Here is a 23492-nt window from a genome sequence, read left to right as displayed (position 1 = left end):
CCCTTCGGAACCTAGTTGGCGAGCCCGGCGTTCGATGCCCTTCCCTGGTCAAATGCCTCCATGATGCGCTGGGCGGCGAGCGTCGGTGTCAGCTGCCCCGAGCGGAGTTGTTTTTCCACCAGGGTGCTCTCTGTCTGCACAGCCTCGTTGGTGTTGAGTCGCTGCAAAAGCGTCTCGTGCACCATGGACCACATCCACTTAATCTGCTGGTTAGCGCGGTTTTCATCAAAGAGATGATTCTCATGCATAGCCTCGACATGGTCTTCGATGGCCTGCCAGAACTTGTCGATGCCGTCGTCTTCCAGTGCCGACATAGTCAGTACCGGTGGCGTCCAGACTTGGTCTGAGGAGCGAACCATCTTCATGGCCGTCATCAGATCACGCGCAGCGCGCTTTGCCGGGCGCAAGTTCTTACCATCCGCCTTGTTGATAGAAATCACGTCGGCCATCTCCAGCACACCCTTCTTGATGCCCTGGAGTTGGTCACCAGCGCCGGCGAGTGCCAGAAACGCAAACGTATCCACCATCTGGGCCACCGCGACCTCGGACTGACCGACGCCGACAGTTTCGACGATGACAATGTCGTAGCCTGCGGCCTCGAGCACCACCATGGCCTCACGCGTTGCCTTGGCGACACCACCGAGCGTGCCCGCAGAGGGCGACGGACGGATGAAGGCCTCATCCGCGGCCGAGAGCCGGGACATACGGGTCTTGTCGCCCAGAATCGAGCCACCGGACTTCGTCGACGACGGGTCGATGGCCAGCACCGCAACGCGGTGGCCTTCCTCGATCAGCTTTAGCCCGAGGGTTTCAATCGTGGTTGATTTACCGACGCCGGGGACGCCGGTAAGTCCGACGCGCATGGCCTTGCCGGAAAATGGCAGCAACTTCACCAGTAGCTCTTGAGCCAGCACCTTATGCGCCGGAGCAGTCGACTCCAGCAGCGTGATTGCCCGAGCCAACTTAGTGCGGTTTCCAGCCCGCACGCCCTCAAAGAGGTCGTCGACATCTATCCGTCGTCGCGCACGACGGACGACTTCGGGGGCTACAGCGGTCTTTCCCTCAACGACCGTGCCAGCGGTAGTGACGAGGGTGCCCAGGTTTTCTTCAAGATACTCGTTCATCGCTACTTCTCAATTCCGACAACGCGCTGAGCTGAACAGTCAGCCCAGCGCGGATGCGGTAGTTATTTAGGACTCTTCGTCAACGGCAAGGTCGAGGCCCAGCTCGTTAGAGAGCTTGGTCATCATGTCGATTGCCGAATCAGCGATGACAGTGCCCGGCGGGTAAATAGCCGCGGCGCCGGCATCGTAGAGCTCCTGGAAGTCGCCCGGTGGGATAACACCACCGACAACAATCATGATGTCCTCGCGCCCCAGCTTTGCCAGCTCATCGCGCAGGGCAGGAACGAGCGTCAGGTGTCCGGCGGCTAGTGAAGAAACACCGACGACGTGGACATCCGAGTCGACTGCCGATTTGGCGGCCTCCTCCGGAGTCTGGAACAGCGGTCCCACGTCAACGTCCATGCCGAGGTCCGCGTAGGCGGACGCGATGACCTTCTGGCCACGGTCGTGACCATCCTGGCCCATCTTGGCCAGGAAGATACGGGGACGGCGACCTTCCTGCTCTTCGAACTTATCGGCCATGGCGATGGCCTTGGAGACGTTGGACACGGCTCCCTCCTTGCCAACTTCGTCCTTGTAGACGCCGGAGAGAGTACGGATCTCGGCCTGGTGGCGGCCAAAGACCTCTTCCATGGCGTCGGAGATTTCACCGATGGAGGCCATGGCGCGAGCACAGTCGACAGCGAGCTTCAACAGGTTCTTGTCCAGGTCCCCCGGTTCACCCGGGTTACGGCAAGCGTCGGTCAGAGCGGCCAGTGCCTTCTGAACCTCTTCCTCGTCGCGCTCGGCGCGCAGGCGAGCCAGCTTGTCAATCTGCTCTTGGCGTACGCGGGAGTTCTCAACCTTGAGAACCTCGATGGCCTCGTCCTCTTCGACCTGGTACTTATTCACGCCGATGAGAGCCTGACGACCCGAGTCAATACGGGCCTGCGTACGAGCTGCGGCCTCTTCAATACGCAGCTTCGGAATGCCTTCGATGGTGGCCTGTGCCATACCGCCGGCCTCTTCGACCTCGTCGATGTGCTGGCGTGCACGCTTGACCAGCTCATTAGTCAGCCACTCGATGTAGTAGGAACCAGCCCACGGATCAACCGGACGCGTGGTGTTGGACTCCTGCTGAAGCAGCAGCTGAGTGTTACGAGCAATACGGGCTGAGAAGTCAGTCGGCAGTGCCAGGGCCTCGTCCAGTGCGTTGGTGTGCAGCGACTGGGTGTGGCCCTGTGTTGCGGCCATAGCCTCAACAGCAGTACGCGCGACGTTGTTGTAGACATCCTGAGCGGTCAGCGACCAACCGGAGGTCTGCGAGTGAGTACGCAGGGACTGCGACTTCGGGTTCTTCGGGCCAAACTTGCCAACTAGCTCAGACCAGAGGATACGGCCTGCACGCAGCTTGGCGATCTCGGTGAAGGTGTTCATCGAGATGCCCCAGAAGAAGGACAGACGCGGAGCGAACTTATCAACTTCAAGGCCAGCGTCAATACCGGCCCGCAGGTACTCGATGCCGTCGGCAAGCGTGTAAGCGAGCTCAAGGTCGGCCGTCGCGCCGGCTTCCTGAATGTGGTAGCCGGAAATCGAAATCGAGTTGAACTTCGGCATCTTTGCCGAGGTGTACTCGAAGATTGAGGAGATGATTCGCATCGAAGGCTTCGGCGGGTAGATGTACGTGTTACGAACCATGAACTCCTTGAGAATGTCGTTCTGGATCGTACCGCGCAGCTGCTCGGTCGAAACGCCCTGCTCTTCAGCGGTGACAATGTAGAAGGCCAGAATCGGCAGCACAGCGCCGTTCATGGTCATAGACACCGAGACGCCGCCCAGGTCAATGCCCTGGAAGAGCTCACGCATGTCGTAAATCGAGTCAATTGCCACGCCGGCCATACCGACGTCGCCGGACACACGCGGGTTGTCCGAGTCGTAGCCACGGTGGGTAGCCAGGTCGAAAGCGACCGAAAGGCCCTTCTGGCCGGCCGCGAGGTTGCGGCGGTAGAAGGCATTGGACTCAGCTGCGGTGGAGAAGCCAGCGTACTGGCGAATAGTCCACGGCTGGTTGGTGTACATGGTCGGGTACGGCCCGCGCATGAATGGGGCGATACCCGGGAAAGAATCTACCGGGTGGCCCTCGGCAGCAGCGGCGTCGCGGTCAGCGCGATCGTAGACGCGCTTGACATCGATGCCCTCTGGAATGGTCCACACTTCACCAGCTTCCGCGGCAGCTGCCTTGTTAGTGGCAGCGGCTGCGTCGTCGGTGTTGCGGGAGATGTCAGCGAAATTTGGGATGGTGGTCATTACTTCCTTCACGCTCCCAGTTCGTTCAGCAGTCGGGACAGCTCCGCGACAGCATCGATGGTCATGTTCAGGTATCCGTCGGGACGAGCGTCCTCAGCGGCATTAGCGAAGCTCTTCTCGGAGCCGGCCACCAAGACCTCCTTAGCGCCGGCGGCGCGGGCGGCCTTGACAGCGTCCTGGCCCGAGGTCTCGTACTCGCTGTCGGCTGCGCACAGCACGACAATCGGAGAGGCCTTCACTGCCTCTTCGAAACCGGCCTCGCCCGGCACAACCTGGCCGGGGTTGGCGACGGCGATACCGCCGGAAGCCAGCAGGTTGGAGGTAAAACCAGTGCGGATGTTGTGCTTGGCCAGCGGACCCAGCGGCAGCATGGCAATCAGCGGACGGTTGCCCTTTTCAGCCAGGAAGTCATCGGAGCGGTTGCGCAGCGCCTCGAAGTCGCTGGCCCAACGGCGAATCGGGTCGCCCTCCGGGCGGGCCTCAGGAGCCAGTGGGGCTTCAGCCAGGTTCGGGAACTCGTTGATAGCGGTGACCTTGGTGCGGCGGTGTGCGATGTCGGCGCGGCGCTTTTCCCAGGTAGCGTCCAGGGCGGCGCGAATATCGGCCTCCGCGGAGGCGAAACCGCCGCCGGCCTCAGTGGCGGTAAAAATCTCCCATGCCTTGTCGGCCATTTCTTCGGTCAGGTCTTCGACGAAGTAGGAGCCACCTGCTGGGTCGGCGACGTAACCAAGGTGAGACTCTTCCAGCAGCAACAGGTTGGTGTTGCGAGCGATGCGAGCCTTGAAAGTCTTGGAGACGTTCGGCATGCCGCCGACAACTGCGTAATCAAACGGCAGAACCTCAACTGAGGAGGCACCGCCGACACCTGCGGCGAAGGAGGCGACAGTCACACGCAGCATGTTGACCCACGGATCGCGCTGGCTGAACATGACCGGGGCTGTCACGGCGTGCATCGGAGCGCGGCCAGCTTCAGGGGCGCCGATAACCTCAGCAACGCGGGCCCAGAGAACGCGAGCGGCGCGGAACTTCGCAATGGTGTCGAACTGGTCGTCGGTAGCGGCAAAGCGGAAAGCGATCTGGCCGAGGGCTTCTTCAGCGCTCAAGCCCGCGTCGGTCAGCGCACGCAAGTAGGCGACACCAACGGCGAGACTGTAGCCAATCTCCTGGATGTTGTTTGCACCCAGGTTGGAGAAAACAACGCCGTCGACAAGCAGGGCACGGACGTCGCCCGGCTGCTTAGCCGCCTTGACGGCCAGCTGCGTGGCCTCGTCGAGAGAAACATCGTCAATACCGGCAAAAGCGGAGGTCAGCGGAGCCGCGGAAAGCTCGACTGCGACGGCGTCCGGATTAGTCGGGTTTGCCTGCTCGATGTAGGACGTCAGTGCTTCCGCAACCTGCGCAGTCTTCTTACCGGCATGCACGGCAATCGGAGCAAGGTCGACGTAGACGTTGTTGAGCAGAGCCGGCACATCAGCGGCTTCGAGGGAGCCGGTGAAGTCCAGGCGGATGTCCGTGGTGCCGTTTTCCAGGGCAGTCAGCAGAGTCTCGTTGACGGCCTTTGGGTCAAGTGCATCCTCACCTGGGTACTGGCGACCGAAGGTTTCCCGAACGCCCCAACCGTTGGTGTTGTCCGAAGTGACCTTTGCGCCACGGACGAATGGGAACTGGCCCGGAGCTGGGCTTTCCGCGAGCTCGTCCGCGCGGGTGTAGAGCGGGCGAACATCGACACCGTCATAGGTGGTCTGAATCAGTCGTTTCCAAATATCGAGCGGTACATCTGCAACGTCTTGCTTGTGCACCCGCGCGAATACCTTGGCCACGCCCTGATACCAGGAATTCTGCAATTCCTCGAAGTTTGGTGGCAGCGTGGAAGGTGATTCGGGGGTCGTTCGGTCAGTCACGACAGACCTTCTCCCTTACATGTTCTAAGCAACGCCTCTATCAATCCATGACCGAGGAAATTCGGCTGCGACAATTTCCGAATTCTCCGCGACGGAAAGGGATCTAAAGGCGTTGGCTTCCTCCAATAGTCAATAAGAGCCACTAGTCAGACGCTAAGACTCACCCGAGTGTCCATGCACTGAACTTTTCAGCTATTTGTGCAATACCCTTACGTTCGGTTTTGTGCTGACGGGCACGTCAAGTGCTCGAGCCAAAGGCATAGTGACCTTGGTTCCCATCCTAGTGAAATAAAGGGCAAACGCCTTTAGCCGCTGACTGCCCCTCTTCGCAGAGCCTCCAACTCGCAGGTCACACGCTTCCCCGCAATCCCCGGTAACCTCAAATGGGTGAACGTATCCGATGTGCGAATTACCCCTACACTCAAAAAGGTTCTGCTGGTGCTAGCCGTAGGTGCGGGGGTCGTCGTCACGCTGTACGTCGATGTTCCCACCGTCGCTACCATCCGGCAGTGGTCCATCGATGCCGGTGACTGGTTCCCGCTCCTCTACTTTCTCGCATACGTTGCACTGACTCAGTTCCCAATCCCCCGCACCGTATTCACTTTGGCTTCGGGAATCCTCTTCGGGCCAGTGCTCGGTTTCCTGCTGGCAATTACTGCGACAACGGTGTCTGCCCTTCTCTCCCTCTGTATTGTGCGGTTTTTGGGACGCGATTGGTTTCGCACGCACCTGACCAACCGCCGTCTTCTCAGTCTCGACCATCGGTTGGAGCAACGCGGCTGGCTCACAGTGCTCAGCTTGCGCATGATTGCTGGCGTGCCATTTTCGTTTCTCAACTATGCCTGTGGGCTGTCGTCGATACGCATCGTGCCGTATATCATCGCCACTGCCCTAGGTTCGGCGCCGAACACACTCGCCGTCGTTCTGCTTGGCGACGCGCTGTTGGTCGGCTTCGACGTGCGCTTTGCGGTGGCCACGGGAATTCTGCTCGTGCTTGGCTTGCTGGGACTTCTTGCGGACGCCAAGTTCCCTGTCGTAACCGGTTCATCGAAACGTTAAAACACCGTTCGGCGCTCTTGAGCTAGGCGTGATTTTTCGGCGAGCTGGTGTTGGGCGCCCGTGAGTGTGCGGAGGGAAGGAACGTGTCTTAGCCCAACTGTCAAGGGGTGGGGCTAGACTAGAGCGTATGTACTCAGTCTTTGCCAGGTATCGCGGTCGATCTACTCGCAGGGCAGATCACGTTCAGGCCTCTGCGCAGGCACTTTCCGGCCTGGAAGGCGTAGGAACTGTTGAGGTTGCAGGTATCGAAGAGCTTCACGCAGCTCCTGAAAATGCTGTGGGAGTCACCACGCTTGTGCTGGCGCTATTGGCGGCAGGTGACTGGGCGATAGGTATCGGTGTTTGTCCTCAGGACGACATTGAGCAAGCGCATCTGGCATCGAGCTCAGTCATCGGTAAGGGAGGCAGGGCCGGCACGGTAAAAACCCGCATTCGGACTAACAATCCGCGTGGTAAGGATTACTCGGAGGATATTGGTGCAGCATTCACATTGCTGCACCACGTTATCTCTCGCAGGTCCCCCGAAGGCCGCGAGGCAACTGGTTTGGTTCGCGCTGGTTTTTCACAGGTAGAGGCCGCGGAAGAATTGGGAGTTTCAAAGCAGGCCGTCAATCAGCGCCTCGCAGCAGCTGGCTGGCAGGCGGAGCTGGCCGGATGGAACCTGGCCGTCCACCTGCTTCAGCGAGCTGATGAGTTATAAAAGCTTACTGCCCATTTTCTGGGGCGTAAGGGTCACGTGACCATCCTGAAAAATCTGGACGCTCGGCGGAGCGCGCACCGCCGCCTGCATTGGTATTGCCGGCGCCAGGAGCCGAGGGCAGGTCACGTTTGCCGGAAGGAACCGACGGCGCAGCCGGTGTGGCCGGCGCAGCGGGCGCAGCCGGTGTCGCAGGTTCAACCGCTGCCGGGCCGTTCTGGCCACCCAACTGTTCAGGCTGAGCGGGCTGAGCCGAATCAGCGCGGCGATTCTTCTTCCTCTCAGGGGTATTACCAGCTGCTGCAGCCACCGGATCATCAACCGGGCGGTTAGCGACCTCGTTCGCCGCGGCAACTGCACGAGCCAACTCCGGGTTAGTCGACATGTCGAACCAGTTCTCGTCGCGGCCCTGCTCAGCCTCTTCCTTGGTCTCTCGGCTCACGGCCGGAGGCTCGTAGCGGAAGACACCGTCGGCATCCTTCTTGCCGAAAGCCCTAGCGAAGCTCTCGAGACTGTCGCCGAACTGCGACGGAATCATCCAAACAGTATTGCCGTCCTTATTTGCCAGCTCAGGCAACTTCTCCAGGTACTGCCAGGCAAGAATCTCAGGTGTCAACTGTGAAGCCTTAACAGCTGCGTTGACCTTCTGGATAGCGCGAGCATTACCCTGTGCCTCAAGGTAGGTAGCGGCGCGAGTACCCTCAGCGCGCAGAATGGTTGCCTGACGCTCAGCTTCAGCAGCCAGAATTGCTGCGTGCTTGTTACCTTCGGCGGCCAGAATCTGTGCCTGCTTACGGCCCTCAGCAGTTTTAATATCGGCTTCGCGGGTACCTTCCGCAGTCAGAATCATGGCGCGCTTCTCGCGATCGGCCTTCATCTGCTTTTCCATCGACTGCTGAATCGACGGTGGCGGCTCAATGGCCTTCAGCTCCACACGAGCGATACGAAGACCCCACTTGGCAGTGGCCTCGTCCAGCTCGCCGCGCAGACGGCGGTTGATGTAGTCACGGGAAGTCAGTGTCTCTTCCAGTGTCAGGCCACCCACGACGTCGCGAAGCGTTGCGGTGGTGATCTGTTCGACGCCGAAGATGTAGTCATCGATACCGTAAATTGCCCGATCCGGTTCATTGACCTGGAAGGTCACGACGGTATCGATAGCCACAGTCAGGTTGTCTTCGGTGATCACTGCCTGTGGCGGGAAGGTAACCATACGCTCACGGGTATCGACCTTCTCGCGCACTCGGTCAATGATCGGGATGATGAAGTTCAGGCCGCTGTTCAGTGTCTGCGTGTATCGTCCCAGTCGCTCTACGATTGCCGCTTCACCCTGAGGAACCAGGACAATCGCTTTGAGAACCAAGGTAACAACCACGAGAATGAAAACGACGAGGATGATAAAGCCTTCCATGGGATTCCCTCGTAGCTAGAAACTGTGTGGTCAGTTATTTAATGGTCAGTAACTAAGAGTGCTCCGAGCGCCCTTTAAGTGAGTCGGCTGCTCAGAGCAGCTTGTCCACTACTGCGGTATTGCCCGAAATCTCTACAATCGTGACTCTTTCCTTCGCATCGAAGGTCTGCGCAGTCAGAAGACTGCGCGCGCTCCACAACTCGCCATTGACCTTAATCAGACCCGCTGACGAGGAAACTGGCTCGATGACCTCAGCATGACGGCCCGCTAGCAGTTCCGGACGCGACTCCAGTTCTGCGGACTTGTCCGGTTTTGCCATCTTTTTGCGCAACACAGGGCGAACTGTCAGCACAAGTGCGGCGGACACAACGGCGAAGATAACCACTGACAGCCAAAGCGGCGCTCCAAGCTGGCTCGCACCGGACGCTGCCAGTGCACCACCTCCGAGCATTAACAGTGCTAAATCTCCGACTGCGAGTTCACCGAGAACCAGTAGGAGGCTTGCTCCGAGCCAAAGGAGAGGAATCACGCCCTCACCCTACCTACTTTGCAGAACAAATGTGGGGCGAGTGGAGCCAGTATTCCGGGGTCAGTACTGCATATGTGGCTCAGTGACGAAGTCGACCAGGCGCTCAACTGCGCCAATCAAATCTGACTCCAGATCACGGTAGGTGTGTACACCTGCGTAGACACGTCGCCAGCCCTCCTTGGGGTCGTCTCCCCAGCCCAAGCGACGGCAGATTCCTGTCTTCCAGTCCTCCCCGTAGGGAACTTCCGGCCATGCCTCGATGCCTACCGACGAGGGTTTGACCGCTTGCCAGACATCGATAAACGGGTGGCCTGTGACCATCACGTGCGGGCCGAGCTGCTGAGTCATGCGGCTTTCCTTACTGCCCTCCACCAAGTGGTCTGCCAGGACTCCGACGCGGCGCTTCGGACCCGGACCAAATTCGGCCAAGCGTTCTGGAAGGTTGTCCAAGCCCTCCAGATACTCCACGACTACGCCTTCGACACGCAAATCGTGGCCCCATACCTTCTCGACAATTGCCGCGTCATGAATACCCTCGACCCAAATACGGCTGGGGAGAGCAACTTTCGCCTTGACGTTGTGAACCTTGCGCGAGCCCGATGCCGATAGATCCTGTGAGGGCTTTTTGGGTTGTGCCTTCGGACGCACCAGAGTCACAGGTTTGCCGTCGATGAGAAATCCGCGCTCGTGCATGGGAAATAGCCGCGACTTGCCGTGGCGGTCCTCCAGCCGGACGCACCAGCCGTCGAAAGTTTTCTCCAACCCGATAATCGCACCGACGAATCCGTCATAGGACGCCTCGACGACAACACCATTTTCTGCTGTCACCTCGCGTGCCGGCTGTGGGATACGACGGCGGTGGCCACGTGCGCCAGCGAACACGTCCTGATTGCGGTACGGGTCTTGAAAGCTCATGGGTACTGAGATTAACAGCATCGGTTACGGGACCAACGACACGCTGCACTAGGATGAGCTGCACTATGCAGCGCAGTGTTCTCGACCAGGTCTGGAGTCCAACTCAGCACATCGCCCTTTGGCTGGGCGCGTGGTTGTCGGGTTTGGAAAACTACGATCATCTCCTCGACGCGCTAGACTCGCTCGGCGGACCCACGTCAGTTCCGGGGACGTTCGTGCTTGCCGACGCCACGGTTCCGAATGTCATCGATTGCGACGCTGATCTCGATCGAAGCGACATGCTCCGCCTTCTTCGAGCGGTTACTGAAGCGGGAGATTGGCACAGTGACCACCGTCCCCTCGTCCGCCTCATTCTCTCCGGGCCCGGTGATGCACCTGCACTGCCTGCGGGAACCGACGCCGCTGAAGCTGCACGCGCAGCAGGCTCGGCCATTGTGATTGCGGATGCGGAGCCGGGCTGGAACCATGTGCTCATACCAGTGACAACGCCGGTGCCAGGCCTACCGCAGTGGCATTGGTACACACTGGAAGGCCACATTCCCGAGCCGGCCTATCTCTCCCCTGGCGAGGCGGATTTACAGCTGGCAGATGCGGCGCGGGTTGCGGCTGCCACGATTGCGGCGATGCCGCGTTCACCGCTGACGTCGTCAAGCAGTGGTGCCCCGAAAGTGGATCCCCGGCTGATGGTCGGCATGCTCGATGACCACCTGGACATGGCCTTTGTGCCGGATGATGTGCCGCGCCGTGCACTGGGAGTGCTCGCCAGAGCTGATCGGGTGTCGTCGATTCTGGCGGTGGCACAGGGCAGCGAGTCCGGGCACGGCAGCGCCGCGTTTGACGCGCAGCTCATCCCGCTGTGGCGAAAGATCCGGCAGGCGCGGATGAGCGCGGTGGAATACGCGATTCAGGAGTGGACCCGCTAGAGATTTGCCCTGCCCCGAGGCCCGATTGAAACCAAAGGAATCAGTGTGGGCGGCGCTTTGCCGGGGTACAACAGGATGCGGCGCAGGGGGCGCCGTTGCAGGCCGAGCCGAGTAGCGGTTCACTTCCCAGATGGCGGGGCTTGACATCTGCGATGCGCTCTTCGATGAGCTCCACGAGCATGTCAGTGAAAGTAGCCGTCGGACCAGGCGTTGCGACCCGCTCGATGACGATGTCGTGATGAGCCATTTCATCCTGAAGCTCAGCATCCAAATCCCAGGCGACCTCAACATGATCCGAGATGAAGCCAATCGGGCACACTATTGCGGATCGGAGGCCGTTGGCGACCTTCGCTTCAACGTGGTCGACGATGTCAGGCTCCAACCACGGCACGTGCTCCGGGCCAGAGCGGGACTGCCAGACGACGTCAAAGTCGGTGATACCCACTGCGTCGGCGACGAGCCGTGCTGCTTCGTTGACCTGGCGGGAGTAAAGATTTCCGCCGAGCTCTACCGGACCGGATGCCTTGTCCGCAGAGACCGGAATAGAGTGAGCGGTGAAAATAAGCCGGGTGTCCTCACGGCGGTCATCCGGTAGCTTGGCAAACGCCTCACGCACTGCGTCTGCATAGGCTTTTATAAAGAGCGGATGATCGTAGAAGCTCCGGATTTTCTCCATGTCAAAAGCACGGTCGCCCAGAGATTCGCGCATCCGAGCAATGTCTTCGTGATACTGGCGGCAGCCGGAGTAGCCGCCCCAGGCGCTAGTGGCGAAAACGAGCGCTCGCTTAACACCGTCATCAGCCATCTTTGCCGCGGTGTCTTCAGCCATCGGATGCCAATTGCGATTGCCGAAATAAACAGGCAAGTCATAGCCACGGCGAGTGAGCTCAGCCTTAAGGTTGGAGACAATTTCGCGGTTTAAATCGTTGAGCGGGGACTTACCGCCAAAGTGCGCGTAGTGTGCACCGACTTCGTCCAACCTCTCCGGCGGAATTCCGCGGCCGCGGGTGACATTCTCCAGGAAGGGACGCACATCGGCCATCTTTTCGGGACCGCCGAAAGACAACAGCAAAATAGCGTCAAAATTATCAGAAGACATAGCTAATCATGTTAGTAGCGCAGTCTGAGGACTCCATAAGACGACTGCTCAATGCCCCCGGCGTCTCCTGCCAATCGGGTTCCATACAAATCGCTTTACGACGGCACCCTAACCCAGCCCTACTGCGGAATTCGACGATTGGTCACAAGCAGTGAGCCCACGGTCACTAGCAGCATCGCGAAGGCTGCGATCAGATAGGGCCTCGGATTCTCGGCCCGCTTGAGTTCGTAACCGATGTCATCTTCCAGTGAGCCATAGGCATCGCGGAGCTGCTCGAGGGAACCAGCGCTGAAGAACTCACCTTTTGTTCGACGGGCGATCTCTCGCAGCGAATCGTCGTCGTTAGGCACTGGAATCAATTCGCCCTGAACCGTGATTGCGCCTTGCGCGGTACCGAACGAAATCGTGTTGACAGGCACCCCGGCCTTGGCGGCTTCGGCGGCGGCGGTATATGCGCCGCGGGGATCGTCGAGTTCTTGTGGGACGGTCTGTTTGCCGTCGGAAAGCAGCACGATTGTAGCTGGTGGGGCGCCTTCTCCCCCGCCCTGAACTGAGTCGCTGAACTGATTGATGGCATCCAGCGCGGCAGCGATAGCATCACCGGTCGCAGTCGCCTGATCTAACTCAGCAGCCTGGAGCGCTCGATTCACGGTGTCATGGTTGGTAGTCGGGCTGACAGCAGTGCGAGCACGACCAGAGAACGTCACCAGGCCGATATTGAGGTCGTCGGGAAGGTTCTCCACGAACTCTTGGCCGGCTTCTTTAGCTGCAGTGATGCGGTCTGGCGCAACATCTGTGGCCGACATGGACAGCGAAACGTCGACCACCAGCATAACCGTCGCTCGGTTGCGGGCGACTTTGGTCTCCGAAATCGGACCAGCCAATGAAATGATGACCAGAACAAGTGACAACAGCGCACTGATAGCTACGACATGGCGCAGGCGTGCCGACGACTTATTCCCCAGTGACCCAACGATGGTGAAGTTGCCAAAGGCAATGGCACGTTGCTTTCGCTGCTTAGTGCTGATCCAATAGGCCACGGCTGCCACGAGAGGCAGAGCGAGTGCGAGCAGCCACCCTGGGTGCGCAAAAGTTGAGTTTAGGAACGTCATCGCGGTATCAGTTTCCTCACATCCAGTCGCCTAAACAGTCGCGTATAAACCAGTGGCTATAGCCGGTTAGTCGGTGGCCCAAAAAAGATAGCACTAACAAGCGGTTACTCAGACGCTAATGTTGGCCAATTTGTCGAGCAAAATCCAGTACCCAATCGGAATCCGTACGCAAGGTAATAACGCGAGCACGGCATTTGCGCAGTTCATTGATTACACGCTCGTGGTGGGCACGAGCCTGAGCTGCATACTCGGCGCGGGTCTTGTCGTTGATGTTGAGTTCAATGGTCTCGCCGGTAGCTGAATCCGCCATGACCACCGGGCCTTCGCCGGGTAAGGCTTCATCGGCTGGATCTACCAGGCGAATCGCCATAATCTCTGTCGAGGCCGAGGCAACGCGCAGCGGGCGCGCCCAATCGAGTGATCCAAGGAAATCCGAGATGACAACCAACAGCCCAGCGCGCGGAGCCTGAGTCATTACTGTGTCAATATCCGCTGCGAGGTTATGCTCAGCAGTCGCGTCAGCCAACTGCTTGAGCAGCATCAAGCTGTGGGCACGGCCCTGGCCCGCGGGCACTGGAGTGCCACCGGCGATTAATCCAGTTCGGGACCCCGGGGCGTCGTTAAGCATAGTCACAGCGCCGGCAGCGGCGGTGAGCAGATGTCGTTTGGTGGTATCGGCCAATCCCGTGGACAGACGTGCGGCGGGTTCGGCGACAATCCAGCACTCCAGCTCACGCTCGGCCTCGGAGGTGCGAACATGCGGCACTCCAGTACGGGCTGTCACTGCCCAGTTCATCTGGCGAACATCATCGCCGATGACATATTCGCGGGAGCCAACCGGCTCAGAGCCATCTCCAGTAGCGGTGGAGAGAAAGCTGCCGCGCAAAAGTCCGTTGAGCTTACGCGTAACAGTTAGCTCTAAGTACGCCAGGACGCGTGCAAGATCGTCTTCACGAGCTGACATTAGGAGGCAGTGCCCTCATCGGAGCCAGTGCTCGCGCCTTGGGGAAGGCGCACGTGAGACAACACGATGTCAATAATCCGTTCGGGAGTAACGCCATCGGCCAGGCCCTCATAGGACAGGACCAAGCGATGACGCAGCACGTCGGGAAGCACGGAAACCACATCGTCCGGCACGACATAGTCGCGACCGGAAAACAGCGCGTGGGCGCGGGCAGCCGCGACAGCACCAAGAGTTGCACGCGGTGATGCGCCATAGGAAAGCCAGCGGTCGACATCCTTCAACTCCGCCCGCATCGGATTGCGGGTGAGTTCGATGACGGCCACGATGTAGTCAATCAGTGTGTGGTGGACAAAGACTTCGCGGGTAGCGCGCTGCAGTTCCCGAACACTCTCTGGGGTGAGAATCTGCTGCGCGACTGGAGGGGTGGCTCCCATGCGGTAGACAATCTCCCGCTCTTCCGCCGGAGTGGGGTAACCCACGAGGACCTTAAATAGGAAACGGTCCCGCTGGGCCTCCGGCAGTGGGTAGACACCCTGGTTTTCGATTGGGTTTTGCGTGGCCAGAACCAAAAACGGCTCCGGTACTGGCGTGGACTCCCCTGCGATGGACACCTGGTGCTCTGCCATGACTTCCAGCAGAGCCGACTGCACCTTCGCCGGTGCGCGGTTGATTTCATCAGCGAGCACGATATTTGACATGACCGGGCCGGGCTCGACAATGAACTCCGAGGTGTCCTGGCGGAAAATCCGGGTGCCGACAATATCTGATGGCACCAAATCCGGAGTGAACTGGATACGGGAGTAGGACCCACCCATCACTGTGGCAAAAGTAGACACTGCCAGAGTTTTCGCAACACCCGGAACACCTTCGAGCAGGACATGACCTCCTGCGAGCATCGCGATGAAGAGCTGCTTAATCAGGTGCTCCTGGCCAACCACAACCTTCCCCAGCTCCGCGTATGCGCGCTCGAGGTCCGTGTGGTCAGTGGGCGTTGGGTAGGTCACAGAGAAACCCTTCTTTAGGTCGGTTGCCCGACCTGTAGAACACGTCGTTAGAAACTAGACGAGGCGGACAACGTTCGGTGTCATTCCGTTATAACGGACTGGCGAAATCTTAACCACAGAACCGGACTGCGGTGCCTCAATCATCTTGCCATCGCCCAGGTAGATAGCGACGTGGCCATGACCATTCGGGCCCCAGAACAGCAGGTCACCACGCTTCATCTGAGATGCCGGGTAGTGCTTTCCGCGCTGGTACTGGTAGCCGGTGTAGTGAGGCAGGTCAATGCCGACAGCGGCGTAGGCGTACAGAGTCAGGCCCGAGCAGTCGAAACCAATCTTGTTGTAGTCGCCGTGGGAGTCAGCTACTCCGCCGTCACGGATGCCCTTGGTCGGGCCGTTGGCGTTGCCGCCGCCCCATGCGTATGGGACACCGAGCTGCCCCATCGCGCGTGCGATGACAGTCTCGACCTTCTGGCTGGAAGAACCCGAGGTGCTCTGACCAGTCTCTGGATTCGTCGGCGCCACAGTCTGCGCCGGGGTGCCGCTTGACGACGAGCTGTCGGTGCTAGAAGATTCCGAGGTCTCGGTGGACTCAGAGGAGTCCGAAGATTCGGTCGTCTCAGAGGAACTGGTGGAGCCAGTGGAGTCGGTCGAGCTGCTAGAACCAGTCGAGCCAGTGGAGCCCGTAGAACCAGTCGAGTCGGTAGAGTCAGTGGAACCAGTCGAGTCAGTTGAGCTAGTGGAACCAGTCGAGCCCGTAGAACCAGTGGTGCTAGAGCTTTCATCTGTGGACTCAGAAGAGGAATCCTCATCAGTCTGGTTCGACTGCGCCTCGGCGCGAGTCTTAGCTGCGGCTTCCTCAGCGGCCTTCTTGGCAGCGGCGTCTTCCGCTTCCTTGCGGGCCTGCTCGTTCTCGTAATTCTGGCGCTGGGAGTTCAGCTCGTTGACCGCGTTTCGGGCTGCATCCAAAGATGCCTTTGCGGCATCGCGATCGACCTGAGCCTGCTGGTAATCAGCTTGCTCCTTTTGAAGCTCCTCGTTTGCCTCGGAGTACGCGTTCTGAGCATCGGTGTTTCGCTGGTTTGCGGTGGCTTCCGCCTGCTGAGCCTCGTCACTCTTCTTGCGAAGCGTGGACTCCTGGTTAGCAGCCTCGGTTCGATTCTTATCCAGGGAGTCAACGGTCTGCTCTTGACGATCAGCTTCGCGACGCAAAGCGGACAGGCGGTTAATAGCCTCGGATGCATCTCGCGCACCTTCGAGAATCGAGCCGCTGGAACGTCCCTGGCGCATGATGGTGCGTGCTAGCTCGTCGAACTGCTTCTGGGCACTAGCGAGCTCAGCGCGGGAACGGTCGAGTTGGATCCGTGCCTCGTCGACCGCCTCGCGCGCACGGTTAGCGGCATCTCGAGCGTTCTCAAGGTCTACCATGGCCTTGTTGACATCCTCGCGGAGAGTGCCCATGCGTAGCTCGAGGTCAGATACCCGGCGCTCGCTGGAAGTTACCTCGGCGACCAGGGACTGCAAGTACGACTCGGCGTTAGAGGCCGCCTCGCGCGCTTGACGGATCTGGGCGTCGCTCGGATTTAGTGGTTGTGCAGCTGCGACCTGAGTGTTCGTCGCCAGAAGACCCGCCGTGATAATACCGGCAATTGGACGAGTCCAATATGATGCACGGACTTTGCGATTACTCGGCACCGCGTTACTCCTACATTTCTCCTATGGGTGCGTTCACGCCTCAGAATCGACACCAGCGACTTCCCCATCGTTGGATATCTTCCTGTTGTTGCCTCCAGGTCTTGAGTGGAACTTCGAAAAACGTCGAACCGAAACCAGAACCAAAAGCAACAGCGGCGCTCCCGCGAGTTTTTCATTGGTCAATACTGGACCCTTGAGTCCACTATTGGCATCACGAAGCACTTTACGGGTCAAAAAGCTCTAAAAAAACATAAGTAACAAAATTACCAACTGTCCCCCACTTTGTGACCGTTTCGTTATATGTCGTGGCCTGCGGTTATGGTGAGCCCTAGGTTTCTATGTGAATTATGTCACTATTAGATGACTTATCGGCGTGCCGGAGTGTCGTGGGCCTTTACCTGGGGTACCGGACATAAGAAAAGGTCAAGCTTTAATGCTTGACCTTTGTGAAAATCGTTGACACGGTTACGGTGGCTGCAACAGTGTTATCCAATTCAGATAGTGGCTGATTTCTCCACTGCTACCAGTTTTTGGGGCATTTGCCCTGTCTTTCGCCTGGGGGTGGAAAACCGGGGACGGTGAATGTATTCAGTGAGACCGTTAGCTTCAGCGTCCGTCGTAAAGCGAACTCTTAAGCGGTTGGGCGTGTGCGTAGCCAGTAGAACGTCAGTCCGACGAAGAGTGCGACGATAACGACGCCTGCGATGAGGCTGTAAAGAGTCCACGGAACGACGTAGTTAGTGAGCTCGTGCAAATAGGCATCGAGGCCCGCCGGATAGTCTCGTGGAGTCTCCATCATTGCGTGGTCGGCGCGTTCAATGGCTGCGCGGGGGAAATCGGCAGATGCGGTGGCCACATTGCCCGGTGTGCGCACGACAGTGGTGCCGCCGACTTGGTCCGCTACTTGGCGGGCAAAGGAAAAGATGTCGGTGTTCTTTTGTTCGGCGACGGGGTAAATCTTCTCGCTATCTAGGTAGATGATATTGAAATTGGGCACCCCCCGATTTGCTGCATCGTCGACAATTGGCTGGACCGCTTCTCGGAGCTGTGGGTTATTTGTCACGATGTTGTCGGTGCGTAGCTGAGCGACCACCTTCTCGACGGTTTCTTTCGCTGCCTGTGAATCTGCTGGCGTATGCATTAATTGCCTTCCGTATCGTGCTCCTGTTTTGCGTGAGAATGGTTTCCACGCGCCCCAATTTGGCGGAGATGCTGCTTCGTTTGTCCTATCTATAATGGCCTGCTCTGGATGTGAACGGGGGTAGCGTGACTCGGCGCGCCGCGAGCAATCTACATACAGAACGTTCGTACTGTTATTGTTGATGCAAGGACGGTAACGCTTCCTTAAAAACGTGTGTGTGGGCTCGTGTGCCCCGCGTCGTGATTATTGCTTTAATTGGTTGATAAGGGGCGGCGTGATCGCACCTATGCCTTGTGGAGAGCCGAAATTCGAGTGCCGGACTCTTCAGTTAAGGCGACAATTCACCCGAATAGAAATGGAGCTGACTGTGGCTGAAAGCAAGAACTCTTTCAACGCCCTGCGCAAGCTTGAGGTCGGAGACAAGTCTTATGACTACTTCGCTCTTGACGCCGTGCCGGGTATGGAGAAGCTGCCTTACTCGTTGAAGGTTCTCGGTGAGAACCTGCTGCGCAACGAAGATGGCGCCAACATCACTGAGGAGCACATCAAGGCTGTCGCCAACTGGGTTCCTTCGGCTGATCCGTCGATCGAGATTCAGTTCACCCCTGCTCGCGTTATTATGCAGGACTTCACCGGCGTCGCCTGTGTTGTTGACCTGGCTACCATGCGTGAGGCTGTTAAGACTCTCGGCGGCGACCCGGATCAGGTTAACCCGCTGAACCCGGCAGAGATGGTCATCGACCACTCGGTCATCATCGAGGCCTTCGGTAGCGAAGACGCTCTGGCTAAGAACGTCGAGATTGAGTACCAGCGCAATGATGAGCGCTACAAGTTCCTCCGTTGGGGTACTGGCGCATTCTCCAACTTCCGCGTTGTTCCTCCGGGAACCGGTATTGTCCACCAGGTCAACATCGAGTACCTGGCTCGCGTTGTCTTCGAGAACAACGGCCTGGCATACCCGGACACCTGTGTTGGTACTGACTCCCACACGACCATGCAGAACGGCCTGGGCATCCTGGGCTGGGGTGTCGGTGGTATTGAGGCTGAGGCCGCAATGCTTGGCCAGCCGATCTCCATGCTCATTCCGCGCGTCGTTGGCTTCAAGCTGACTGGCGACATTCAGCCGGGCGTTACCGCAACCGACGTTGTGCTCACCGTCACCGATATGCTGCGCCAGCACGGCGTCGTCGGCAAGTTCGTAGAGTTCTACGGCGCTGGCGTTTCCAAGCTGCCGCTGGCTAACCGTGCAACCATCGGTAACATGTCGCCGGAGTTCGGTTCCACCGCCGCAATCTTCCCGATCGACGATGAGACCGTCAAGTACCTGGCCCTGACCGGCCGTGACAAGGAGACCCTGGAGCGCGTCGAGGCTTACGCCAAGGCTCAGGGCATGTGGTTGGACGAGAACACTCCGGAGGCTGAGTACTCCGAGTACCTCGAGCTGGACTTGTCCACCGTCGTTCCGTCCATCGCTGGCCCGAAGCGCCCGCAGGACCGCATCGAGTTGGCTTCCGCCAAGGAGCAGTTCCGCAAGGACCTGCACAACTACTCCGACGGCGAGATCAAGGGCGCTGTCAAGGCTTCCGCACCGACCTCCGAGCTGGCTGCAGACTACAACGAGTCCCGCGAGGGCCACGGCGAGTCCGCCGCTAACGGCGCTGAAGGTCGCCCGAGCTCCCCGATTACCGTCACTTCCCCGAAGGGCGGCGAGTACACGCTCGACCACGGTATGGTCGCTATCGCTTCCATCACCTCTTGTACCAACACCTCCAACCCGTCGGTCATGATTGGTGCTGGTCTGTTGGCACGCAAGGCAGTCGAGAAGGGTCTGCAGGCTAAGCCGTGGGTCAAGACCATTTGTGCTCCGGGCTCCCAGGTTGTTAACGGCTACTTCAAGCGTGCTGACCTGTGGAAGGACCTCGAGGCTCTGGGCTTCTACCTGTCCGGCTTCGGTTGTGCAACCTGTATCGGTAACTCCGGTCCGCTGCCGGCTGAGATTTCCTCCGCCATCAACGAGGCCGACCTGGCTGCTACCGCGGTTCTGTCCGGTAACCGTAACTTCGAAGGCCGCATCTCCCCTGACGTGAAGATGAACTACTTGGCCTCCCCGATCCTGGTTATCGCTTACTCTATCGCCGGTACCATGGACTTCGACTTCGAAACTGACGCCCTGGGTCAGGACGCAGAGGGCAACGATGTCTTCCTACGCGACATTTGGCCGTCCACCGAAGAGATCGAAGCAACCATCGAGGCCTCCATCTCCTCCGAGCTGTACGACGAGGACTACAAGGATGTCTTCGCTGGTGACGAGCGCTGGCAGAACCTGCCGACCCCGGAGGGCAAGACCTTCGCTTGGGACGACAAGTCCTCCTACATCCGCAAGGCACCGTACTTCGACGAGATGGAAATGGAGCCGGCACCGGTTTCCGACATCAAGGGCGCTCGCGTCCTTGCTGCCCTGGGTGACTCGGTGACCACCGACCACATCTCCCCGGCTTCCTCCATTAAGCCGGGCACCCCGGCTGCTCAGTACCTCGACTCCATGGGCGTTGAGCGCAAGGACTACAACTCCCTGGGTTCCCGTCGTGGTAACCACGAGGTCATGGTGCGCGGCACCTTCGCTAACATCCGCCTGCAGAACCAGCTGCTTGACGGTGTTACCGGTGGCTACACCCGCGACTTCACCCAGGAGGGTGGCCCGCAGGCCTTCATCTACGACGCTGCCATGAACTACAAGGAGGCTGGCACTCCGCTGGTCGTCGTTGGTGGTAAGGAATACGGCACCGGTTCCTCCCGTGACTGGGCAGCTAAGGGCACCCTGCTGCTGGGCGTCAAGGCTGTTATCGCTGAGTCCTTCGAGCGTATCCACCGCTCGAACCTCATCGGCATGGGCGTTGTTCCGCTGCAGTTCCCGGAGGGTGAGTCCTGGAAGTCCCTGGGCATCGATGGCACTGAGACCTTCGACATCGCTGGTCTGGAGGAGCTGAACAACGGCTCCATCCCGAAGACCGTCAAGGTTACGGTTACCAAGGAAAACGGCGAGTCCTTCGACTTCGACGCTGTGGTCCGCATCGATACCCCTGGTGAGGCTGACTACTACCGCCACGGCGGTATTCTGCAGTACGTCCTGCGCAACATGATCAAGGGCAACTAGTTTCCCTTTGACTCGTGCGCGCTAGGGCTTGTTACAAGCAGCGCTTCTAGAGGCCGGTAGGTAGCGCTAGCCCGCGGATTCATACCCCACGGGCTAGCGCCCTGCCGGCCTCGGGTTTCTCTACCCCAACCAAAATGAGGCTTGGGAAGTATAGGAATGGCGCTGCCACGTCATGCAGTGAAACATGTCCCTGGGCGTCGCCGGCAAGAAAAGAGTTTCCTTATGCCAAAAGTGAGTAACCAGGATTTAGCTCAACGGCGGCACGAAATTCTCGACGGCGCTCGGCAGTGCTTTGCAGAATTCGGCTACGACGGCGCAACGGTCTCTCGTCTGGAGTCCGCTACCGGTAAGTCTCGCGGTGCTATTTTCCATCACTTCGGATCCAAAGAAGGTCTGTTCTTAGCATTGGCCGAAGAAGATGCCGCAAATATGGCGGAAGTCGCGGAGGCTTCCGGCTTAGTGGAAGTAATGCGTGACATCGTGGCGAACCCAGACAAGCATGGCTGGCTGGGAACTCGCCTTGAGATTGCCCGTCGCCTTCGCAGCGATCCGGAGTTTAAGGGCCAATGGTTGGGCCATCAGGATCAATTGGATGACGCTGTTGCCCACCGATTGACCCAGACATCCTCATCCGGCTCCCTACGGTCGGATTATTCGGTTCGCACGATGCAGCTTTTTCTCGAGCTGATGCTCGATGGCATCATCGTTCGTCTGGCATCTGGTCGCACTGTCGACGAATTGGATTCCGTGCTTGATTTAGTTGAAGACAGCTTACGGCGCAAGGACTAGCCACTCAGGCTAGGCCTGATAGCGTTACGTACCACCCGCTCCCCTAATACGGGAGCGGGTTTCGGCTTTCTGCCGTGCATTTACCCCGTTTGACCGGTGAAGATGCATAGATTTCACTCAATATGGACTAAGCTGTCTATTTATGAGTGTGGGTAAGTTTTTGTTGGTGGCGCTCCGCCCCGCAGATGGTGCGGGGCAAGCCGAGTACCAGGACTTTCTGGATTCCACCGGGCTTGAGCCCAGCCAGTTGGATCTGTTTACCATCGACGCTGTCGGCGCTAAGTTGCCCGACCTGACCTCCTATGACGGCGTATTTGTCGGAGGCAGCCCATTTAACATCACCGACCTTGAGCATTCGGGTTTGCAGAAGTATTCGCACGATGTGCTTTACGACGTACTTAGGAGTCCTGTCCCCGCACTGCTTATCTGCTACGGCGCTAGCTACACAGCCTTTACTTCGGGTGGTTTGGTTAACCTGCGCCACGGCGAAGTAGCGGGTTCTACCCGGGTAGAGCTCACCGAAGCCGCCACTCAAGATCCAATAGCTTCGGTGTTGCCTCCGGTTTTTTATGCGTTGACTGGCCACAAGGAATCCGTTGCGGAACTTCCCAATCACGCAACTTTGCTTGCCACAGGTCCAACCTGTCCGGTGCAGATGTACTCGATCGGATCGAATAACTGGGTTACCCAATTTCATCCGGAGATGAATGCTAACGGACTGCTCCGCAGAATGTCTTTCTACACCGACGTCGGTTACTTTGACCCGTTGGAAGTCGACGCGATTCGACTAAAGGTATCTGATGTGGACCTCCAGGCCGTCTCGTCAATCATCCCCCGATTTATGCACGTATGTACGCATGCAGCCAATCCGAGCCTGCTAGTGGTGCAGTAGTCTCCGTCCCCCTCTAGCTCCCTTTTTCACGAAATTTGTTCCCGCAAATGTCTACCTCCGCCAAGCCCTTCCTCTTGCTTTCCACACGCGGCGAAGATGCCGCAGCTCACGCTGAACATCTCTCATTTGCCAGGAGGTGTGCATTGGCGCCGGCAAAGTTGCATCAAATTCGCCTGGAACAGTCTCGTCCGGGGAATCTGAATCTAGATAACTACTCGGGCGTAATCGTTGGCGGAGGACCCTTTAACGCCTCTGATGACGATAAGAGCTATCTACAGAAGGAAGTCGAGACCTGGTTCGAGGATTTGTTGGCAGAAGTGCTCGAACGAGACTTCCCCTTCTTCGGAGCTTGTTATGGCGTCGGCCTGCTCGGTACTGCTGGCCATGGCCGTGTCTCCCGCAAGCACGGGGAGCAGGCAGCTGTAATCGAAGTAGCTGCAACTCCAGATGGCGAATCAGATCCAATTCTTGATGGTTTACCGGCCCACTTTCACGCCATCGTCGGCCACAAGGAGGCCATCGAAGAACTGCCTGGCGACGCTACGTTGTTGGCAACTGGTAAGGACTGCCCCGTACAGATGTTTCGGTTGGGCCGCAATGCATATGCGACGCAGTTTCACCCGGAATTAGATGCCAACACATTTGCCCAGCGTCTCCAGATTTACGCAAATGAGGGCTACTATTTACCAGGAACAGATCTTAAAGCGGTGTCGGCCGCGCGACAGTTGGATGTTGCTCGAAGTGGGCGTATTCTTCAGAATTTCGCTCGGCTCCATACCGCATGTAGAGACTAATTAGTTTTA

At 58.5% G+C, this 23492-nt stretch carries 19 protein-coding genes; 7 read left to right on the top strand and 12 right to left on the bottom strand.

Features of this window, described 5'->3' with window-relative positions; translation table 11 throughout:
* Positions 1–11 precede the first annotated feature (11 nt).
* The 3 genes from meaB to QP978_RS07500 form a co-directional block, all read right to left on the bottom strand.
* Positions 12–1124 (bottom strand): methylmalonyl Co-A mutase-associated GTPase MeaB, encoded by a 1113-nt coding sequence (gene meaB, locus QP978_RS07510; RefSeq protein ID WP_070547122.1) that lies wholly within the window; start codon positions 1122–1124, stop codon positions 12–14.
* A 66-nt stretch (positions 1125–1190) separates the two neighbouring features.
* Entirely contained in the window at positions 1191–3410 is a 2220-nt protein-coding gene (gene scpA, locus QP978_RS07505) for a methylmalonyl-CoA mutase (protein WP_005510731.1), read from the bottom strand.
* 8 nt (positions 3411–3418) lie between these two features.
* Positions 3419–5311: a methylmalonyl-CoA mutase family protein gene (locus QP978_RS07500; protein WP_088611541.1), complete on the bottom strand. Its 1893-nt coding sequence runs from the start codon at positions 5309–5311 to the stop codon at positions 3419–3421.
* A 387-nt stretch (positions 5312–5698) separates the two neighbouring features.
* On the opposite strand from QP978_RS07500, the gene QP978_RS07495 reads away from it, so the two are divergent.
* Together QP978_RS07495 and QP978_RS07490 are read left to right on the top strand one after the other, a co-directional pair.
* Positions 5699–6370 (top strand): TVP38/TMEM64 family protein, encoded by a 672-nt coding sequence (locus tag QP978_RS07495; protein ID WP_070429713.1) that lies wholly within the window; start codon positions 5699–5701, stop codon positions 6368–6370.
* A 127-nt stretch (positions 6371–6497) separates the two neighbouring features.
* Positions 6498–7070: a DNA-binding protein gene (locus tag QP978_RS07490; protein WP_070429714.1), complete on the top strand. Its 573-nt coding sequence runs from the start codon at positions 6498–6500 to the stop codon at positions 7068–7070.
* A 4-nt stretch (positions 7071–7074) separates the two neighbouring features.
* Here the strand turns inward: QP978_RS07490 and QP978_RS07485 are convergent, their stop codons facing one another.
* The 3 genes from QP978_RS07485 to QP978_RS07475 all read right to left on the bottom strand — a co-directional run bounded on the left by QP978_RS07485 (position 7075) and on the right by QP978_RS07475 (position 9919).
* Positions 7075–8475 (bottom strand): SPFH domain-containing protein, encoded by a 1401-nt coding sequence (locus tag QP978_RS07485; protein ID WP_070429715.1) that lies wholly within the window; start codon positions 8473–8475, stop codon positions 7075–7077.
* A gap of 91 nt (positions 8476–8566) precedes the next feature.
* Complete coding sequence (locus QP978_RS07480) at positions 8567–9004, bottom strand: NfeD family protein (RefSeq protein WP_042388696.1); 438 nt, start codon at positions 9002–9004, stop codon at positions 8567–8569.
* Between the two features lie 60 nt (positions 9005–9064).
* A complete protein-coding gene (locus QP978_RS07475; RefSeq protein WP_048734135.1) occupies positions 9065–9919 on the bottom strand; it encodes a DUF3097 domain-containing protein in 855 nt (284 codons plus the stop codon).
* Positions 9920–9984: 65 nt separating this feature from the next.
* Here QP978_RS07475 and QP978_RS07470 point away from each other — a divergent pair, with 65 nt between their 5' ends.
* Positions 9985–10842: an Rv1486c family protein gene (locus QP978_RS07470; protein ID WP_016422771.1), complete on the top strand. Its 858-nt coding sequence runs from the start codon at positions 9985–9987 to the stop codon at positions 10840–10842.
* A gap of 40 nt (positions 10843–10882) precedes the next feature.
* Here QP978_RS07470 and QP978_RS07465 read toward each other — a convergent pair whose 3' ends face one another.
* The 6 genes from QP978_RS07465 to QP978_RS07440 form a co-directional block, all read right to left on the bottom strand.
* On the bottom strand, positions 10883–11941 hold the full coding sequence (locus tag QP978_RS07465) for a ferrochelatase (RefSeq protein WP_070429716.1): 1059 nt from the start codon (positions 11939–11941) through the stop codon (positions 10883–10885).
* A gap of 119 nt (positions 11942–12060) precedes the next feature.
* The gene (locus QP978_RS07460) at positions 12061–13053 is read right to left on the bottom strand and encodes a VWA domain-containing protein (protein WP_049190713.1); all 993 of its coding nucleotides are present in this window, start codon (positions 13051–13053) and stop codon (positions 12061–12063) included.
* Positions 13054–13168: 115 nt separating this feature from the next.
* Positions 13169–14017, bottom strand: a complete 849-nt coding sequence (locus tag QP978_RS07455; protein WP_016422768.1) for a DUF58 domain-containing protein — start codon at positions 14015–14017, stop codon at positions 13169–13171.
* Positions 14017–15021, bottom strand: a complete 1005-nt coding sequence (locus QP978_RS07450; RefSeq protein ID WP_016422767.1) for an AAA family ATPase — start codon at positions 15019–15021, stop codon at positions 14017–14019. The genes QP978_RS07455 and QP978_RS07450 overlap by 1 nt, the downstream gene beginning before the upstream one ends.
* 54 nt (positions 15022–15075) lie before the next feature.
* Positions 15076–16713 carry a DIP1281 family NlpC/P60 protein gene (locus tag QP978_RS07445; protein WP_070429717.1) on the bottom strand — a complete coding sequence of 546 codons (1638 nt, stop codon included), beginning with the start codon at positions 16711–16713 and terminating at the stop codon, positions 15076–15078.
* A gap of 631 nt (positions 16714–17344) precedes the next feature.
* Positions 17345–17854: an Rv1476 family membrane protein gene (locus tag QP978_RS07440; RefSeq protein ID WP_048734147.1), complete on the bottom strand. Its 510-nt coding sequence runs from the start codon at positions 17852–17854 to the stop codon at positions 17345–17347.
* Positions 17855–18221: 367 nt separating this feature from the next.
* Here QP978_RS07440 and acnA point away from each other — a divergent pair, with 367 nt between their 5' ends.
* The 4 genes from acnA to QP978_RS07420 all read left to right on the top strand — a co-directional run bounded on the left by acnA (position 18222) and on the right by QP978_RS07420 (position 23483).
* The gene (acnA, locus tag QP978_RS07435; protein ID WP_080971469.1) at positions 18222–21008 is read left to right on the top strand and encodes an aconitate hydratase AcnA; all 2787 of its coding nucleotides are present in this window, start codon (positions 18222–18224) and stop codon (positions 21006–21008) included.
* Positions 21009–21230: 222 nt separating this feature from the next.
* The gene (locus QP978_RS07430; protein ID WP_016422763.1) at positions 21231–21797 is read left to right on the top strand and encodes a TetR/AcrR family transcriptional regulator; all 567 of its coding nucleotides are present in this window, start codon (positions 21231–21233) and stop codon (positions 21795–21797) included.
* Between the two features lie 142 nt (positions 21798–21939).
* Positions 21940–22689 (top strand): glutamine amidotransferase-related protein, encoded by a 750-nt coding sequence (locus QP978_RS07425; protein ID WP_016422762.1) that lies wholly within the window; start codon positions 21940–21942, stop codon positions 22687–22689.
* Positions 22690–22736: 47 nt separating this feature from the next.
* A complete protein-coding gene (locus QP978_RS07420; RefSeq protein WP_080969614.1) occupies positions 22737–23483 on the top strand; it encodes a glutamine amidotransferase in 747 nt (248 codons plus the stop codon).
* The last annotated feature ends 9 nt before the right edge of the window (positions 23484–23492 follow it).

It is taken from the genome of Corynebacterium sp. MSK035, from assembly GCF_030232615.1.
Taxonomy (GTDB): Bacteria; Actinomycetota; Actinomycetes; order Mycobacteriales; family Mycobacteriaceae; genus Corynebacterium; species Corynebacterium jeikeium_D.
The sequence above is the reverse complement of the archived record's forward strand: the minus strand, read 5'-3'. Positions and strand labels throughout refer to the sequence as shown.

Excerpts from the sequence above, each read along its gene's own strand:
- meaB (WP_070547122.1), bottom strand. The coding sequence starts at position 1,124 with ATGAACGAGTATCTTGAAGAAAACCTGGGCACCCTCGTCACTACCGCT.
- scpA (WP_005510731.1), bottom strand. The coding sequence starts at position 3,410 with ATGACCACCATCCCAAATTTCGCTGACATCTCCCGCAACACCGACGAC.
- QP978_RS07490 (WP_070429714.1), top strand. The coding sequence starts at position 6,498 with ATGTACTCAGTCTTTGCCAGGTATCGCGGTCGATCTACTCGCAGGGCA.
- QP978_RS07485 (WP_070429715.1), bottom strand. The coding sequence starts at position 8,475 with ATGGAAGGCTTTATCATCCTCGTCGTTTTCATTCTCGTGGTTGTTACC.
- QP978_RS07475 (WP_048734135.1), bottom strand. The coding sequence starts at position 9,919 with ATGAGCTTTCAAGACCCGTACCGCAATCAGGACGTGTTCGCTGGCGCA.
- QP978_RS07470 (WP_016422771.1), top strand. The coding sequence starts at position 9,985 with ATGCAGCGCAGTGTTCTCGACCAGGTCTGGAGTCCAACTCAGCACATC.
- QP978_RS07465 (WP_070429716.1), bottom strand. The coding sequence starts at position 11,941 with ATGTCTTCTGATAATTTTGACGCTATTTTGCTGTTGTCTTTCGGCGGT.
- QP978_RS07460 (WP_049190713.1), bottom strand. The coding sequence starts at position 13,053 with ATGACGTTCCTAAACTCAACTTTTGCGCACCCAGGGTGGCTGCTCGCA.
- QP978_RS07455 (WP_016422768.1), bottom strand. The coding sequence starts at position 14,017 with ATGTCAGCTCGTGAAGACGATCTTGCACGCGTCCTGGCGTACTTAGAG.
- QP978_RS07440 (WP_048734147.1), bottom strand. The coding sequence starts at position 17,854 with ATGCATACGCCAGCAGATTCACAGGCAGCGAAAGAAACCGTCGAGAAG.
- QP978_RS07430 (WP_016422763.1), top strand. The coding sequence starts at position 21,231 with ATGCCAAAAGTGAGTAACCAGGATTTAGCTCAACGGCGGCACGAAATT.
- QP978_RS07425 (WP_016422762.1), top strand. The coding sequence starts at position 21,940 with ATGAGTGTGGGTAAGTTTTTGTTGGTGGCGCTCCGCCCCGCAGATGGT.
- QP978_RS07420 (WP_080969614.1), top strand. The coding sequence starts at position 22,737 with ATGTCTACCTCCGCCAAGCCCTTCCTCTTGCTTTCCACACGCGGCGAA.